The organism is Streptomyces sp. NBC_01571, from assembly GCF_026339875.1.
In the GTDB taxonomy this organism is placed as follows: domain Bacteria; phylum Actinomycetota; class Actinomycetes; order Streptomycetales; family Streptomycetaceae; genus Streptomyces.
The window spans coordinates 262751-277482 of record NZ_JAPEPZ010000001.1 but is presented as its reverse complement, the minus strand read 5'-3'; the positions used below and the strand labels follow the sequence as shown (position 1 = coordinate 277482).

Here is a 14732-nt window from a genome sequence, read left to right as displayed (position 1 = left end):
GATGGGGTTAAAGGAACGGAATCGGAGGCAGCGGGAGGGTCAGACCTTCTCCAGGTCGACGCCCTTGGTCTCCTTGAGGGTGAAGCCGACGATCGCGCTGATCAGGCACAGCACGATGACGAAGACCTGGAAAGCCCAGGGCGCGCCGATGGAGCCGGTGTACGCGCTGAGGTAGGGCGCGGTGCCGCCGAAAAGCGCCGCGGCGATCGAGCTGACGGCGCCGACGACGGGGGCGCGGTGCCGGGTCGTGACGTTCTCGGCCTGCACGGCGGGCGACTGGGAGCCGGACATGCCCCACAGGGCGAAGATGACGGTCGCGGGAACGGCGAGCGTCCACCACGTGGACCCGATGAACGTGAACGCCGGGTAGACGAGCGCAGCGAACACGATGCCGTAGGCGATGACCAGCGGACGGCGCCCGACGCGGTCGGAGACCCATCCCCAGAACGGCATGAACGCGAGTCCGACAACCTGCGCGACCAGCAGCGACCAGTAGGCGGCGCTCGGGCTCATGTGCTTCTGCGTGATGGCGTAGGTGCCCGCGTAGGCGGTCCAGGTGTACTGCACTACGGAGCCGCCGGCGACGTAGAGCACCAGCTGCGTGCTGCGGCGCACGATCCGGCCCGCTGACCAGGAGGGGAGGCTGGTGATGGAGCGTGCGTCGCCGGCGCCGGATGTGGTCGCCCGCTCGTAGACGTCGCTCTCCATCATCGAACGGCGCAGGAACAGCGCGTAGATGCCCAGCGCCGCGCCGATGACGAACGGGATGCGCCATCCACCGTCCGCCATGAAGCCCTCGGAGGTAGCTGCAGTGAGGGTGCCGGCGACGGCGTTGGCGAGGATTGTTCCCGCGATGACGCAGCCGAGCACGCCGCTCGACCACAGTCCGCGTCTTTCACGCGGTGCGACCTCGGTGACGTAGGAGTAGGAGATCGCCGTCTCGCCGCCGTGCGCGAGTCCCTGCAGGAGCCGTGCGACGACGAGGAGGAACGACGACCATCCGCCGATGGCGGCGTAGGTCGGGATGACGGCGATCGACAGCGTGCCGGCCGCCATGCCGATCATCGTCACCAGCAGGACGAACTTGCGGCCGCGGCGGTTGGCGAGGAAGCCGAATACGACGCCGCCGACCGGCCGCATGACGAATCCGACGGCGAACACCGCGAGCGTCGCGAGCAGCCCGGACACCTTGTTGGCCGGGTTGAACAACGCCGTCGCGATGAACGGTGACATGGCGGCGTAGACCGCCCAGTCGAACCATTCGAGCAGGTTGCCGACCGTGCTGGCGAAATACGAACGACCGCGGGACGCGTCCGAGACCGGCGCAGCCGCGCGCAGGCTCGGCGCCGACTGGTCCTCGGAGGTGGGAGTGACCATTGCAAGCCCCTTCGCTTGGAATGGAATCAACGGGCTGCGATTGTGTGGACGTCTCGCACGGGCGGGCAACGCGAATCCGGCGATTCGGGATGGGGATGCGGCGACGATGCCCTGTGTCCGGAGATGCGGGAATCGCGCGGCCAACGGCGCCGTGCCAGCGGTCGCGTCCGGCCCACTGAGCGCCTGCCCGACGCAAATACTGCGACGGAGAGCAACCGATTCGCACAATTTGGGCCAGAGCGGCTGAAACTGAACGGAGCCACTTCGGACGTGTGGTGTCCCGGTCCGGTCGGCGGTTTCGGTCTCTCGTGCCCTGGCCGACCGCGCCCGCATCATGAAGCGGAGCGTCGGGGCCGGGGGCAGGCTGGGAGTGGAGGTGGTTGCTGTGCCGCAGAACGAGGCTGTTCCGGCCGTCGAGGACAGTGCTGTGTTGGAGGCTCTGTTCCGCCAGTCCCCTACCGGCCTGCTCATCTTGGACAGGGAGCTGCGGGTCCTGCGCGCCAGTCTCCCCCGGCCAGTTCTGCGTAAAGAGCCGGCCGAACAGCCGATCGGCCGACGCCTCACCGACGTGTACGCCCTTTCCGCTCCCGGTGAGCTGGAGGCGATGCTGAAGGGCGTGCTGGAGAGCGGCACGCCCGCTCAGAGCCGGCTGGTGGGGCTACGTCCGAAGGGCGCGCCGGGCCCGGAGTACCTGTTCTCCGTCTCGGCATCCCGTCTGCAGAGCCCGCAGGGGAGAGTCCTGGGGGTGCTGGCGGAACTGCTTGATGTCACCGAACGCGAAAAGGTGAGCGCCCGCGTGCGCGTCTTCGGTTCGGTGCGCAAGAACGTGGGACGGACCCTCGATGTGGTGACCACCTGCGAGGAACTGGTGCACGCGGTGGTGGGGAAGCTCGCCGACGTCGCCGTGGTGGATGTGGTGGACGCGGTGGTGCGTGGCTATCACCCTCCGTTGAGCCCGCTGGGGCGGCAGGTACCGCTGCGCCGTGCCGCCTGCGGCCACAGCGGCGGCGAGGAGCAGATGCAGGCCCATCCGGCGAGTGACGTGCGCGCTCCGCCGTTCTCGACGCCCTACACCCAGACGCTGGGCGACCTCAAGCCGCGCCTCGTCACGCTGGGTCCGGACACACCCTGGCTGGCAGCCGATCCGCCACGCGCCGAGGCGATCCGCGCGTCCGGTGCCCACAGCCTGATCACGGCGCCCCTGACGCTGCGCGGAGCCGTCCTGGGCCTGCTGAGCCTCTACCGCACCCACCAGGCGGACGGCTACGAGGAGGGCGATCTCACCCTCGCCCTCGCGGTGGCCGACGGCCACCCACTCCCTGGCCGCATTGGACCTGGAGCCCGACGAGCTCCTCGCGCGCCTCAACGACACCACCATCAGCCTCGCCCAGGAACGCGCGGCGCACGCCGCGCTGTGCATCGACAATGCCCGCCGCTACACCCGCGAACACACAATCGCCCTGACCATCCAGCGCCATGTGCTGCTCTCCCGCGCCTGTTCTTCGACACCCACGCGGACACGGCCGCCTATCTGCAGGCCGCAGGACTGTTGTCCACCGGCTCCCTGACCTAGAACGACCGACGGTCAGCTCTTCCCGCCCAGGTCACGCGCAGCGGCACGCAGAGGCTGGACAAGCCGCTGCGCGCCGCGAAACAGAACTCAGCCGGTGACCGGTTCCACGGTCACCCGGAACACGGGATCAGTGGTGGCCGCCCTGGTGCTGACCGCCGCCCTGACCGCCCTGACCGGCCTGGCCCTGACCGTTCTGACCCTGACCAGCCTGGCCGTTCTGACCGTCCTGGTGCTGGCCGCCGCCCTGGCCGTTCTGGCCTTGGCGGCCGCCCTGGCCCTGGTGGCCGCCGGTTCGGGGCGCCCCGCTGTGGCCGCCGTGGTGCGCTCCGTTGTGGTCACGGTGGTGGCGGCCACCGAGGTCGCCCAGGCGCCGGCCGTCACGGAAGTGGCGGCTGCCGAAGTCGTCCCAGCGCCAGCCGTCACGGTCACGGAAGTGACGGCCGCCCCACGAGACCTCGTCGACGAACCGGCCGCGGTCGTTGCGCAGCGTCGCGGAGTCGGAGCGGTTGTCCCACACGTAGTTGCGGCGGTCCTGGTACACGTCCCGGGAGGTGTCGCGGCCGATACCCGTGTGCACACGGACCGTTGCGCGGCCGCCGAGGCGGTAGTGGTCGAAGGTGTAGGTGTGGCCGTCCTCGTCGGACAGCGTCCAGTCGTCCAGGTTCACGCTGCGGCGGGACGTGTTGGTGACGTCGATCCACTCCCGGTTCAGGGAGTAGTTGGAGCGGTCGTCGAAGCCCGGGGAGTCGTACTGCACGCCGCTGATGACCACACCCGAGCGGTACGCGGCCGCGTGATGGGGGCTGGTCTGCGCGGAGGCCGGCAGCGCGGCCGCACCGAGCGCGGTACCCGCGGCGAGCGTCGAGGCGGCGATGCGGGAGATCGAACGAGAGGACATCAACAGTGCTCCCCTTTGAGGTGCAGGCCCGCCCCGGCCAGCGTGGAGTGGCCGGGAGCGGGCGGTGTGCGGATCCCGGCTGCTGCCGAGAACCCACAGCCTGCCCGCCCCGATTCGATGGGAGATGCGACGTTTCGTGTCGCTGTATGCGGACATTTTCGTAACAGTCGCCTGTAGCACTCACCCAACTCCTCAGGCCCCCACACTCGGTTCCCGGACGGATACATCCATCCCGTGATCATCACGGGGAAAGCCTTTTCCGGCCGCCGTACACCCCTGCACGCCCACCACCCGCCGCACACGAAAGCCCTCTTCGACATGTAACAGGCAAATACGACGAATCAACGAACAATCGACTGATAGCTCATCAATTGTTCGTATGTACCCCCACATCCGGAACCTTCAAGGAGCGAAGAGAGCCCTGGCCTTACCGCGGCCGAAAGCGCCCCCCGCCGAACCCGGCTCGCCAGAAAACACGGCGCCAATATGCGGCGTCGTCCGCGTGCAGCAACTTCCCTCGACCGCGCGACACACAGGGGTCGTGTCCCCGGTCGTGGTGTAGCCGATCACAGTCCGTCGCTTCCGTTTTGGAGCCGTCCGGTACGTGCCGCTGCCAGCCGTCGTGCGATCATCGCTGGTCCCGGCCCGGCGAGCCTCAACAGGGCCTCCGGCGGGGGTGATTCGGGCCGCGACCTGGGGATTCCGTCAGCTTGATCGGCTACACCACTCGGCGGGACGCCATCGCGCCGGCTCCGCGTTCTCTGCCTGGTATTCAGACAGTGACGTTTTCTCAGCGAGATAGTCTGCGCGAAGCGGCGTGAATCGTCTTGTGGATGGGCAGGCAGAGGAGCTGGCCCGGATGCAGACGGCGTAAAGCCCCCTGGTAGGACAGGTCTCACCACAAGATCATGTCCGTAACCACCAGAGGCTTCACGTTGGTCACGTATGTTGCCACGCTCGATGTCCCGCGCCATGTCGTGGACTACCTGTCTCGACTACTGGCCGCACATCGGCGGTGGATCGGTACTCGGCGCGGTAGTCGGGCGCTTGGACCGTTTCGCCAGGCGGTGCTGGTCCTGCGCTGGTTCCGCGAGCATGGCTGCGTGCACTGCTTGGCCCGCGACGCTGGCGTTTCCCAGGCCACCGGCTACCGCTACCTGCACGAAGGCATCCACGTCCTGGCCGAACAAGCCCCGGAGCTGCACGAGGTACTGGAGCACTGCCGACGCGAGGGCATGACCCACGTCATCCTCGACGGCACGCTGATCGAATCCGACCGCCTCGCGGGCACTCGCGACAACGGCAACGATCTATGGTTCAGCCAGAGACACAAGGCGTTCGGCGGCAACGTGCAGTTCCTCTCCGCCCCGGACGGCACCCCGTTGTGGGTCTCCGATGTCGAACCCGGCTCCACTCCTGACATCACGGCCGCCCGACTCCACGCCCTGCCCGCGCTGTACAAGGCCGCGGCCGACGGGCTGCCCACCCTCGCCGACAAGGGCTACATCGGCGCAGGAATCGGCATCATCGTCCCGACCCGGCGCCCGAAGGCCCGCTCCGAGCAGGCACTGCACGCGAACACGCGCACCACAAATAACCTGATCAGAGGCATACGAGCCCTCGGCGAACGCGCAGCCGCCGAACTCAAGCAACGCTGGCGCGCTCTGCAGTACGTCACTGTCAGCCCCAGCTGGATCGGTGACATCGCCCGCGCCTCCCTCGCACTCAACCGAATCTGGAAGTGATCACCGCTGAGACAACGTCAGTGAGCTCTGGGAGCTGGCGTAATTCGGGGCGCCCGGCGCGGCCAGGAGCTTATGCTCCTCAGCCATGCCTACCAACGCAGAGATAATCGGTCTGGCCCTGGACCGGATCACGTCCGGATACGTCTTCCCCCAGCGAGTCGTGGAGATCGAGGGTGCGATCCGGAGTCAGCTCGCTGCTGGGGCGTACGACACGCTGAACGGCCTCGCGCTCTGCGAGGCCGTGACCGCCCACCTGCAGGAGGTCTGCCCAGACAAGCATCTGAGACTGCTCTGGCAGGACGAGCCGCAGTCCACGGATCCGGCGGACGAGGACGAAGGCCGAGCGGCCTTCCTCGCAATGCTGAGGGCTGAGAACCAGGGCATCCACCGCTTCGAGCACCTCGAGGGCAACATCGGCCATCTCGACATCCGGCGCATCGCCGACGCCGGCGACGGCGCCCGCGCGATCGGTGCGGCCATGGAACTGGTCGCCCACACCAGTGCGCTCATCCTCGATCTGCGTGAGTGCCGCGGTGGCTCACCTGAGGGCGCCGCCATGTGGTGTAGCTATTTCTTCCCTGACGACCAGGTGCACCTCAACGACATCTACGAGCGCTCCACCGGCTCCACCCGGCAGTACTGGACCGCCTCGCACCTGCCCGCGCCGCGCTACCTCGACCGCCCCGTGTACGTACTCACCAGTGCCATCACGTTCTCGGGAGGGGAGGACGTGGCGTACACCCTGCAGGCGCACGGGCGGGCCGTTCTCGTCGGCGAGACGACCCGGGGTGGTGCTCACCCGACCGCCCGGCACCCGGTGACGGAACACATCACAGTCACCGTACCGACCGCCCGGACGATCAGCACCGTCACTAGGACCAACTGGGAGGGCGTGGGCGTGGTGCCGGACCTCGCCGCCCCCTCAGATCAGGCGCTCGAGGCGGCACACAAGGACGCACTGCGGCGCGCTGCGTAGCTGTCCCGAGCAACCGTCAATCGGGGTGCTGCGCTCGGCATTTCGTTGAGAAGACCTCACTGGGAGGACATCAAGACCTATTCCACGCTTGTCGGCTTCGGAGTGTGCGTCGTCGCAAGTGCCGGAACATGCATCGCGGTGAGGGCGGGCATAGCCACGGCCAAGTTCCTGGGAGACGGTTTCGGCACTGGAAACTGGGATGTCGCGGCGTATTCGAAGGACCTTGCCTGGACAGCTGTCGGAGGAGGCAGTTCGGCTGCCTTCGGCCGAGTGGCCGGCGGTGCGAGAACCTGGAGTGCGGCCTACCGGGGCAACGCAATCGCTCGTTTCCCGCGGGTGTTCCGCACGAAGGTCCCGGGAGTTCGCGGCGTCGGCGGTGGAGCCAAGAGTTGGGTGACCGCCGACAACCCAAAGGGCGCCATCGACTGGGGAACCACCTACGGCAGCATGGGCGTCAACGCGGTTTTCAATACGGGATTCTGCGGCTCCGGGAGTGCCAGCCTCGGCTCATACGGCCACGGCTCATACAACGAAGTCTGCTGATATAAAAACCCTGCACGGGTGGGTGACAGCTCACGCTCACCCACCCGTGTAGGGCGGAACCACCCGCAATTCAAGGAATGGAAATTCATCGTGCCGAAGAACCGCGAGGATGAGCTCCTGCGGAGGACATCCTTCAAGATCCTTTCGTGGGTGTTCACTGCTGGTTTCGGGGTCGCGGCTGTTGTCGTACTCATCAGCCTCATCCACCATCCCGAAGGCGGCCCGATGATCGGCCTGGCTGCCTGCTTGTTCACCATTGCGCTCGGCCGACGGATCATGGGCTCACGCATTGGGCTCGGCGCGTCCGCCGTGACAGTGGTCAATCCGCTGATCACCTACACGGTGCCGTACGGCACCGTTGCGGAGGTCCGAGGCGGGGGCGGAGGGACACTCAACCTGGTTACACGGGCAGGAGACGAGATTTATTGCGACGGATTCGGGGGGTCGGTCATTGATAGTTTCATACGTTCAACAGACCGTGCTGCGGAGCGCATCGAGCAGCATGTGAGGCGTGGACGCCGAAGCGCACAACAGGCCAAGGTGATAAAGAGGTTCACGATCTCCTGGGTCGCTGACGTATGCACCATCGGGGCTCTGATCTGCATAATCACTGGCGGGATTGTGGGTTTCTGAACTTGACGAATGCTGCGCCCGGACCTGTAGCCCGGAGGACGCGGCGCGGACTTCGACTGAGCGCACCTGGTGCGACCGGCGGTGTTTTCGCTGCAGGTGCGACACGGACGTCACCCTCACTCTGAGCAGTATCAGGGGAGTTCAGCCGCCGCAGGAACGCGCGGGATGGGGTTCGAACCGTCGGAGCCCTGCCCGGTAAAGAGGTCCAGAGATGCCGGGCGAGGGAATTGCAGGAAGAACGCGCCGCCATGAATGCTCCGAGGACCGGCCAAACTGCGCGTACGGCACTGGACTTACTTAACTATTACTGACTTCGGCTGGTCAGGGTGATGTTGGGTCGTCGAGGGTCAAGCCGGTGCCTGCTATGAAGCCGTTGAGGGTATCGGGCCGGTACTGCAGGCGCTTGAGTCGGTTGCGTACGAGGGCCTCGAGCCGGTCGAGGGCCATGACGGCGAGGTTGGCCAGGCTGCGCTTGACGTGCGCCCATACCCACTCGACGGGGTTGAGGTCGGGCGAGTAGGCGGGCAGCAGGAACACCGTCAGCCATGCACGCTCGGCGATCAGCTCACGCATGGCGTGGGAGACGTGGGTGTTCAGGCGGTGGGCGTCCTGGGCAGAAGCCCAGGACGCCGCGCGCGTACAACGTCACCTTCGGATGGGGCGACGGGCTCTGAGCATCAAGGCCAAGCCAGAGGGGGCGGTTTGACGAGCGATGTCGACCCGGTGGGGAGAGGTCCGAAGTACGCCGATGAGCTGACGACCGACGTTGTGTAGGAGATCGGCGACTTTCTGCTTTCTCGACTGGAGCGAGCGGCTAGTGGGGCCCTGAAGAACCCATGCCCGCCTTCCCTGACGATCTCCGGACGCTCGCGGACGAGGCCCTCGCTCGAGTCATCAGCGAGGGGGCCGGGCCGGCCTCGAACTGGGTCGACCCGAAAGACTGGAAGCAGTGGCGAGCCAACCTCATCCGCCTTCGCACAGTCCTTGCTCCGCCATCAGCATCCATCCCGCTGTTCGATATCGAGCAATGACAGAGCGTCACCCGCCACAAAACCTGAGCCAGAACCAGGGGCTGAGGCCGCCCAAAGGCCGCACGTGGGGCCGCCGAGGCCACACGCCTGTCGTGCGGGTCACCGCCGCGGGCACCAAACGCGTCTCCATGGCGGCGCTGATCTGCACCAAGTCCGGCCATCGGTCCCGGCTGATCTACCGCATCCACCTCGACCGCGGCCCGGCCAAGGGCCGGCGCAAGGGCTTCACCGAGACCGACTACGCCCGCCTGCTGGATGCCGCACACCAGCAGCTCGGCGGACCGATCATCCCCTTGAACACGCACGTCAGCCGCAGAATGCGGCAGCTGATCGAGGCGCGATTATGGCTGACCGTCTACCAACTGCCGCCGTACGCACCCGAGTTCAACCCGGTCAAGGGCGTCTGATCGCATCTGAAACGGTCGCTTGCCAACCTCACCAAACACAGCCTCGACCAGCTCACCGCGCTCGTGAAGACCCGGCTCAAACGAATGCAGTACCGCCCCAGCCTCATCGACGGCCTCATCGCCAAGACCGGCCTCGACTTCGGACCGGCGTAACCTCAGCCATCGAAGACCTTCTGGTCTAGGGGGGCGCTAGGGGGCAACAGGTACGGGGCGCGGTCGCCGAGGATGCCGAAGACCTCGTCCTTCGCCGGGCCCCGCAGCTCCGCTATGAAGGCGGGGTCCACCCGGCCGGCCCTGGCCCAGATCCCGCCGAGGGACTCCGCACACAGTTGGGCCAGCACGCTCCTGAAGTCCTCAGCGCGAATGATCCGGGCCAGACTCGATTCGACGAACGGATTGGAGAGGAACTCCAGAGCGCTCGCCGCGTCGTCCTTTTCGTCCTCGCGCGCCGCGGGGTCGTCAATGATGCCGACAAGCAGGACAGCCCGTTCGTCATCGGAGATCTCCGGCTCGGCCCACACCGGAGCACCCGGTGTGGACGCATTCGCGGTGTCAGGTTGTTTCCTTTTGAACAATCCCTTCAGCCCTCTCCTCATCCAGGCCAAATCCTCATCTGCAACAGACCTCGATCCCCTCACCGACGACACTGCCCACGACGACGGCGCTCACGGTCCCGACTGGCCCGGCGTACGTGCCGACCTTCGCGCCGATCCCGGCTCGGCAGCCCGCGCCGGCGAGGCTGCTCGTCAGGCTGGCGCCCGCGTGGACGACCGTCTGGAGCCACTCGGTGCGGCCGCCGCATCGTAGACGTCGTCGGCAATGGTCACACAGCCTGCCGCCTTCGAAACCCCAACCGTTACAGATCTCTAGTGGCTCGGCTCGGATGGTTGGTCGTGGAAATGGCTCCGCATGCTCGGTCTGCGCCGCCGGGCGATGCGCGGCATGGTGACGGGGAGGGCGATTTCCGCGCAGGTGAAAGTGGTTTGCCGACCTGGATGCCGCGTGGGTAGCGTCGTCGTCTGTGACCCCAACTCTGCGCACCGAGCGGCTGCTGCTGGAGCCGTACATCCCTGAGGACGAAGAGGACTTTGTCGCTCTGTTCCAGGACACCAGGGTGTCGCAGTGGATGGGTGACGGCCCTGCTTCCGAAGCAGCAGACCGGGCCCTGTTCGGGCGGATCTTCACGAAGGTCTACGCCCAGGAACTGTTCGATGTCTGGGCTGTCCGTCGGGACGGACTCCTGGTCGGGCATGCCGAGATCAAGCCGACCGACGCCGTCGGAGGCCACGAGATCGTCTACGCTCTGGCCCCGGCGGCATGGGGGTCTGGCCTGGGCGCCGAGGTGGCAGAGGCGATCGTCGCCTATGGCTTTGACGCCCTCGGGCTGACCAAGGTCTACGCCACCGTAGCTGCACCGAACAAGGCCTCACTGACCCTGCTGGACGGAATCGGTTTCGAGCATGTCCGGGACATCACAGAGGACGACAGCAGCACCACCCGCGTGTTGACCTGCCATCTGCCTGCGAGCGACAAGTCGCCCCTCGCCCGGGCGGGGACGGAAGGTTCCAGACGGCGTCTGACCGGCTGACGACCTTTCGAAGTTCGCGGGCGCTTCGTGGCGATACAGCCTGCATCACGATGTCGAGGAGAGCTCGGGCTTCGAGAGGGTCGCCGCAGCAGTACCAGTGCACGTTGCCCCACTCGTAGTCGTGCCACAAAGCACGCTCGGGCTGGAGGACGTAGTCCTTCCACAGGCCCACAGCCGTGCTGACGTCGCCCGGCTGTAGATAGTTTCGGGTGCGCTCGAGTTCGATGATCTCGGACAGCGCACGCGAAGACAGGCCGTCGATGACCGGCCGTGCCCCCGTTGCCCGGTGGCTGCCGGCGCCGCCGGCACGGATCCGTCCGGGCCGCCTACGCGGCATGGACCTTCCGGTTCGTCGTCATGCGGTACATGGTGCCACGGTCTCGAATGGCGTCTCGAACGGATTCGCTCACCCGGCTCGGAGACAAGGACTACGGGGCGCGCCCACCGGACCCGGGGCGCCGCCAGCTCACGCTCTACGCCTCGCACACCGGTGAGGTCGCACCGTGCCTCCGGCTCTCCAGCAGGGGAGCCTCCGCCGTCGCCCCGTGAGCGAACGTACCGCCGCCTGAAGCGTGAGGGCTCTTGGGCAAGACGGAACGACGACCGCATTCACGTCGGAGGATCGTCCTGATGGGGAATCAGATCGCCTCCCTGGCCGAGCAGTTGCTCTTCCGGTGGCCTGCGACCCGACAATCCTTGCCGTCCGCCTCTCCCTGTCGTGCCGTGAGATTCGCACGCGTCGACCGAACCGCTTCCTCGGGGTCCGGCTCCGGGGCACCTCGCCCGCCCCCACGGTCCATGTCACGCCATTCCGGCCGCAGTCCGGCCAGGTTCGTCGTGAGGAAGTACGCAGTCCCGCCGGCGAGCAGCACCGGCGCAAGTCCGACGGAGGCCACCGCCGCTCCGGCGATCAGTCCACCGAGAGGAATACCGGCCCAGGCCAGCGAGTCACCGAGCGCGTTGACCCGGCCCAGCATCCGGCGCGGCACCCGCTCGAACAGGACTGCTCCCAGTACCGGGTTGAGGAAGCCCGACCCGAATCCACTGACGGCGAACACGGCAAGGACCGCCCCCAACGGCGCGTCGGAGGCCAGAATCAGGAACCTCGGCGCCCCGGCCACCAGGAAGCCGGTGAAGAACACCACCCGGCGCGGCAGGCGGTGCGCCGCCACCGCGGCGATCAGACTCCCAGCGACCGCCGTCGCTCCCATCACGCTGCCCATCAGGCCGATCGCGGTCGGTCCGTTGCCGGACTCTCTGGCCCAGACCGGCATGAGCACCGTGGCGAATCCCGCGTCCAGCAGGTTGGTGACCCCGACCATGACGATGACGGTCAGCAGCAGCAACTCGCCACGCAGGAAGGTGAAGCCCTCGCCGAATCGTCGCCAGTACCCCGGTTCCGTCTCGCCGGCGTGCGACGGGTCCGCCTCGACTGCGTGCCCCATGCCACGAGGCAGCGCCAGTCCGATGATCAATGATCCGAAAGCGAAACAGCTCGCGTTGACGACCAGACCCGTCATGGGGCCGAGCAGCGCCACCAGGGAGCCGCCGGCCGCCGGACCGACGGTGGACGCGAGCCGCTCGGTCACGCCGGACAGACCCGCGGCTCGCTCCAGCGGCACCCGGCCGCGCTCGGCCGCCTCCGGGACCATGACCTCCTTGGCCAGGTCTCCGGGGCCGCGGACCGCGCCGATCAGTGCGACCAGCGCCAGCAGGAGCGGAAAGGTGAGCAGGTCCAAGGCGTGGAACAGGGGAACCGCGGCGGCCGCGGCCGCGCTGGCCAGATCGGTGGTCCAGGAAACGGCCCGTGGCCCGATCCGGTCCACCAGCGGCCCGGTGAACGCCTTGACCGCCACGTAGGGAGTCATCTCGCAGAAGGCGACCAGTCCGGTCTGGGTGGCGCTGCCGGTCGTGACGAGGACGAACCAGGGGAGTGCGACGGCAGAGACGCGAGTACCGGTCAGCGACACGGCCATGGCCGCCAGCACCCCGCCCAGCGGCCGTAAGGACCGCTTGCCGGGTATGCCGCCCGCGCCGGGGACGACTTCCGTCATGACCGCTCCGTTCCTGCCGCCTCCTGAGGACCGGAAGGGAGCTCCGGGACGCCGGGCGCGTCGAGTTCGGGTATGAGGTGGGTGATGACGGCGACCCGCTCGGCTCCCTCCGGGGCGCTCGCCGCTGCCTCCGGGGTATCGCTCCGGTAGCGGGCGACGACTGCCCGCAACTCCTCGCGCAGGGCAGCGCTCTCCTCGGGTGTGAGCCGCAGGGCCCAGTCGCTCATGTCGAAGGTGTCCCGCCACGCACGGGGCATCGTCTCAAGCTCGTTGACCGCGCGTTGGGTGCGAAGGGTGTACGCGGCGGCGACGGACTGCAGGTAGGTCAGGGCGGCCTCGGGCTCTCGCTCGGCCAGCTCCGGGTCGTTCAGCTCCGTCATCCGATGCAGTGAACGCCACCAGCGCTCGCGGGCGTTGCCCCGTTCCGTGTCCTCCTCGACGAAACCGGCCGCGCCGAGTTGGCGCAGGTGGTAGCTGGCGGTGCCGGAGTTCACGCCGAGTCGCTCGGCGAGGCGGGTAGCCGTCGACGGACCGTACTTCCGGAGCAGCCCGAGCAGGTGCACGCGGACCGGGTGGGCCAGGGCGCGCAGCCCCTTGGCATCCAGAACGACGGAGTCGGCCCTGGGCTTCGGAGCCTCCTGCCCCGCAGGTGTGTCAGTCATAGCGCGCACACTAGACCGCAAAGAGTTCTTCGCAAAGACTTGTTCGCGAAGAAGTCTTTGGGGTTGGGGTCGTCGTCGCGGTGCCGCCGTACACCTCTCGCCCTGCTGAACAGGCTGTACAGGTCACTCCAGCCGGGTCAGATCCGGCCGTAGCCGTTGCCAGACCGGATGACGCAGACGGCCGGCCGCCGTCCACTCCGAGGCGGTGACCTCCGCCACCAGCCGCGGCTCGACCCAGTGCGCGCCGACCACGTCGGGCCGGTCGACGAACGGGGGCGTCGAGCGCGTGATGACCGTGAGATACGCACTGAGTTCGCCGATCTCATGCTCCGACATCCCCGATCCCACCGATCCCGCGTACCGCAGTCCGGCGGGCCCGTCCAAGCCCACCAGTACCGCACCCAGCACACCTTCGGCCGCGCCTCTTCGCTGCGTCCAGCCGCCGATGATCACGTCCAAGGTCTCCGTCCGTCTGGTCTTGCGCCAGTCGGCCGATCGGACCCCCGGCGTGTAAGGGGAGGAGAGCCTCTTGGCTACCACGCCCTCCAGCCCTTCACGAACCACGGCGTCCCACACCTGCGCCCCGTTCCCGTGCACATATGCGGGTGTCGACCAGTGCGGGCCGTCCAGCCCCAGCAGGGACAGGGCCTCGCGCCGCTCGCCGTAGGAGGAGCCGAGCAGGGTGTGGCCGTCGAGGAACATGACATCGAAGATCATCAAATGGGCGGGAGAATCCAGTGCCAGTCGCGCGGCACGGCGGGCGTTGACCACGCCCATCCGGCGCTGGAGCAGCCCGAAGTCGGACCGTCCGGACCTGTCCAGGACCACGACCTCGCCGTCCAGGACCACACCACGCCCGTGCAGGACGCCGCCCAGGGCCTGCAGCTCGGGATAGGTCACGGTGACGTCGTTGCCCGCGCGCGAGACCAGCCGCACCGTTCCGTCGCCCGTCGTGGTCAGGATGCAGCGCGCACCGTCCCACTTGGCCTCGAACGCCCAGTCCGCGTCGGGCACGGGCAGCGGGCCCGGAACGGCCAGCATCGGTGCGATCGAAGGAGGCGACCAAGGGGCGCCGGAAGAATTCGGGGCCATAGTCAGAATGATCGAACGGCAAGCGGATCTCCGCAGACCGAGGAACGCGCGTCCGGCCGTTCGGCCGAGCGCGACCTGTATCTCCTGGGCATCGCTCCGCCGGGCTCGGTCAGCGCGCGGATGCGGCACCGAGGTGCGGCGGGGGAGTGCGGG

At 67.6% G+C, this 14732-nt stretch carries 13 protein-coding genes and 2 pseudogenes; 8 read left to right on the top strand and 7 right to left on the bottom strand.

The window, feature by feature from the left end; genetic code table 11:
* Positions 1 to 39: 39 nt before the first annotated feature.
* Positions 40 to 1377, bottom strand: coding sequence for an MFS transporter (locus tag OHB41_RS01290; protein ID WP_266696093.1), 1338 nt, complete (start codon positions 1375 to 1377; stop codon positions 40 to 42).
* A gap of 385 nt (positions 1378 to 1762) precedes the next feature.
* Between OHB41_RS01290 and OHB41_RS01285 the strand changes: the two genes are divergently transcribed.
* Positions 1763 to 2950 carry a PAS domain-containing protein gene (locus OHB41_RS01285; protein ID WP_266696092.1) on the top strand — a complete coding sequence of 396 codons (1188 nt, stop codon included), beginning with the start codon at positions 1763 to 1765 and terminating at the stop codon, positions 2948 to 2950.
* 127 nt (positions 2951 to 3077) lie between these two features.
* Here OHB41_RS01285 and OHB41_RS52525 read toward each other — a convergent pair whose 3' ends face one another.
* A complete protein-coding gene (locus tag OHB41_RS52525) occupies positions 3078 to 3848 on the bottom strand; it encodes a lamin tail domain-containing protein (protein ID WP_526024873.1) in 771 nt (256 codons plus the stop codon).
* A 935-nt stretch (positions 3849 to 4783) separates the two neighbouring features.
* Here OHB41_RS52525 and OHB41_RS01275 point away from each other — a divergent pair.
* From OHB41_RS01275 to OHB41_RS01260, 4 genes are all read left to right on the top strand, one after another.
* Complete coding sequence (locus tag OHB41_RS01275) at positions 4784 to 5593, top strand: transposase family protein (protein ID WP_266705572.1); 810 nt, start codon at positions 4784 to 4786, stop codon at positions 5591 to 5593.
* 85 nt (positions 5594 to 5678) lie between these two features.
* Entirely contained in the window at positions 5679 to 6569 is an 891-nt protein-coding gene (locus OHB41_RS01270; protein ID WP_266696091.1) for a S41 family peptidase, read from the top strand.
* A gap of 393 nt (positions 6570 to 6962) precedes the next feature.
* Positions 6963 to 7112: a hypothetical protein gene (locus OHB41_RS01265; RefSeq protein WP_266696090.1), complete on the top strand. Its 150-nt coding sequence runs from the start codon at positions 6963 to 6965 to the stop codon at positions 7110 to 7112.
* A gap of 90 nt (positions 7113 to 7202) precedes the next feature.
* Positions 7203 to 7745 (top strand): hypothetical protein, encoded by a 543-nt coding sequence (locus OHB41_RS01260; protein ID WP_266696089.1) that lies wholly within the window; start codon positions 7203 to 7205, stop codon positions 7743 to 7745.
* A 321-nt stretch (positions 7746 to 8066) separates the two neighbouring features.
* On the opposite strand, the pseudogene OHB41_RS01255 reads toward OHB41_RS01260, so the two are convergent.
* Positions 8067 to 8345, bottom strand: a pseudogene (locus tag OHB41_RS01255) (transposase); the annotation flags it as partial.
* Between the two features lie 466 nt (positions 8346 to 8811).
* Between OHB41_RS01255 and OHB41_RS01250 the strand changes: the two are divergent.
* Positions 8812 to 9336, top strand: a pseudogene (locus OHB41_RS01250) (transposase); the annotation flags it as partial.
* Positions 9337 to 9338: 2 nt separating this feature from the next.
* Here OHB41_RS01250 and OHB41_RS01245 read toward each other — a convergent pair.
* The gene (locus OHB41_RS01245; protein ID WP_266696088.1) at positions 9339 to 9779 is read right to left on the bottom strand and encodes a hypothetical protein; all 441 of its coding nucleotides are present in this window, start codon (positions 9777 to 9779) and stop codon (positions 9339 to 9341) included.
* Between the two features lie 425 nt (positions 9780 to 10204).
* Here OHB41_RS01245 and OHB41_RS01240 point away from each other — a divergent pair, with 425 nt between their 5' ends.
* Complete coding sequence (locus tag OHB41_RS01240; protein ID WP_266696087.1) at positions 10205 to 10771, top strand: GNAT family N-acetyltransferase; 567 nt, start codon at positions 10205 to 10207, stop codon at positions 10769 to 10771.
* 384 nt (positions 10772 to 11155) lie between these two features.
* Positions 11156 to 11320: a hypothetical protein gene (locus tag OHB41_RS01235; protein WP_266696086.1), complete on the top strand. Its 165-nt coding sequence runs from the start codon at positions 11156 to 11158 to the stop codon at positions 11318 to 11320.
* Positions 11321 to 11409: 89 nt separating this feature from the next.
* Here OHB41_RS01235 and OHB41_RS01230 read toward each other — a convergent pair whose 3' ends face one another.
* From OHB41_RS01230 to ligD, 3 genes are all read right to left on the bottom strand, one after another.
* Positions 11410 to 12825: an MFS transporter gene (locus OHB41_RS01230; protein ID WP_266696085.1), complete on the bottom strand. Its 1416-nt coding sequence runs from the start codon at positions 12823 to 12825 to the stop codon at positions 11410 to 11412.
* On the bottom strand, positions 12822 to 13487 hold the full coding sequence (locus tag OHB41_RS01225; RefSeq protein WP_266696084.1) for a helix-turn-helix domain-containing protein: 666 nt from the start codon (positions 13485 to 13487) through the stop codon (positions 12822 to 12824). Before OHB41_RS01225 ends, OHB41_RS01230 begins: the two co-directional genes overlap by 4 nt.
* A gap of 123 nt (positions 13488 to 13610) precedes the next feature.
* The gene (gene ligD / locus OHB41_RS01220) at positions 13611 to 14579 is read right to left on the bottom strand and encodes a non-homologous end-joining DNA ligase (protein WP_266696083.1); all 969 of its coding nucleotides are present in this window, start codon (positions 14577 to 14579) and stop codon (positions 13611 to 13613) included.
* Between the last annotated feature and the right edge of the window lie 153 nt (positions 14580 to 14732).

Coding starts and splice junctions, on each gene's coding strand:
- OHB41_RS01270 (WP_266696091.1), top strand. CDS start 5,679: ATGCCTACCAACGCAGAGATAATCGGTCTGGCCCTGGACCGGATCACG.
- OHB41_RS52525 (WP_526024873.1), bottom strand. CDS start 3,848: ATGTCCTCTCGTTCGATCTCCCGCATCGCCGCCTCGACGCTCGCCGCG.
- ligD (WP_266696083.1), bottom strand. CDS start 14,579: ATGGCCCCGAATTCTTCCGGCGCCCCTTGGTCGCCTCCTTCGATCGCA.
- OHB41_RS01225 (WP_266696084.1), bottom strand. CDS start 13,487: ATGACTGACACACCTGCGGGGCAGGAGGCTCCGAAGCCCAGGGCCGAC.
- OHB41_RS01245 (WP_266696088.1), bottom strand. CDS start 9,779: ATGAGGAGAGGGCTGAAGGGATTGTTCAAAAGGAAACAACCTGACACC.
- OHB41_RS01235 (WP_266696086.1), top strand. CDS start 11,156: ATGGCGTCTCGAACGGATTCGCTCACCCGGCTCGGAGACAAGGACTAC.
- OHB41_RS01230 (WP_266696085.1), bottom strand. CDS start 12,825: ATGACGGAAGTCGTCCCCGGCGCGGGCGGCATACCCGGCAAGCGGTCC.
- OHB41_RS01290 (WP_266696093.1), bottom strand. CDS start 1,377: ATGGTCACTCCCACCTCCGAGGACCAGTCGGCGCCGAGCCTGCGCGCG.